Annotated in this window: 1 protein-coding gene and 1 pseudogene; both read left to right on the top strand. The window is 61.8% G+C overall.

Features of this window, described 5'->3' with window-relative positions:
* On the top strand, positions 1 to 580 hold a 580-nt coding region (locus I6F16_RS37440; RefSeq protein ID WP_275970758.1), incomplete at its 5' end, for a flagellin.
* Positions 581 to 940: 360 nt separating this feature from the next.
* Positions 941 to 1,153, top strand: a pseudogene (locus I6F16_RS37445) (flagellar protein); the annotation flags it as partial.

A 1,153-nucleotide genomic window follows, 5' to 3' on the forward strand; every position in this document is an offset into this window, starting at 1 on the left:
GATCGGCGGCACGCTGACCTCGTCGCTGACGTTCTCGACGGCTTCCAGCCCCGTCCAGGACGTCGTCGCGCAGACCTCGCGTGCGAACCTGGTGTCTCAGTTCAACAACATCCTGAACCAGATCGACACGACCGCGCAGGACTCCTCGTTCAACGGCGTCAACCTCTTGAACGGCGACCAGCTCAAGCTGGTGTTCGACGAGACCGGCAAGTCGAACCTCAGCATCACCGGCGTGACCTACAACTCCAAGGGTCTGGGCCTCGCCTCGCTGACCAGCGGTGTCGACTTCATCGATAACGCTGCCACCAACAAGGTGCTGACCAACCTCAACGCCGCCTCGAGCACGCTGCGCTCGCAGGCCTCGAGCCTCGGCTCGAACCTCTCGGTGGTGCAGGTCCGTCAGGACTTCAACAAGAGCCTGATCAACGTGCTGCAGACCGGCTCGTCCAACCTGACGCTGGCCGACACCAACGTCGAGGCGGCCAACAGCCAGGCGCTGTCGACCCGCCAGTCGATCGCGGTCTCCGCGCTGTCGCTGGCCAACCAGTCGCAGCAGAGCGTGCTCCAGCTGCTCCGCTAAGGCGCGGACGACGTCGCAAAGACGATCATGGCGGCGGGGCTTCGGCCCCGCCGCTTTCTTTTTGGGTCGGCGTGCGAGTGCTGCCCGGCAAGGTCGCAGCGGTGCATTCGATGCAGCCAATTGCTCACTCTCAGTTATGGTTGACAAGTCGCAAATGCCTCATCGGTGCACGGAAAAGCGCCGTCCTATCATGACGATATGGGTGAGAACGCTGAGGCTCCGGATGCGCACATGGTGAATCGGTGGAGGGCCTGGCGCGACTCGCTTCATGCTTTGTTAGCCCACAACGTTCACCGTCCCGGACATCGATTAATCCTAATCGAAGTTTTGTTGCGTTGCGTACCAGAAGGGTAACACTCAATGTCCGGTATCGTTCTCTCCGCATCGGTTCGTCAGAACCTGCTCTCCCTCCAGTCCACCGCCGATCTTCTCGCCACCACCCAGAGCCGTCTGTCGACCGGCAAGAGCGTCAACTCGGCCCTGGACAATCCCACCAACTTCTTCACGGCCCAGTCGCTCGACAACCGCGCCAGCGACATCAACAACCTGCTCGACGGCATCGCCAACGGCGTG

The sequence above is a fragment of the Bradyrhizobium sp. IC4060 genome, assembly GCF_020193715.1.
GTDB classification, from domain to species: domain Bacteria; phylum Pseudomonadota; class Alphaproteobacteria; order Rhizobiales; family Xanthobacteraceae; genus Bradyrhizobium; species Bradyrhizobium yuanmingense.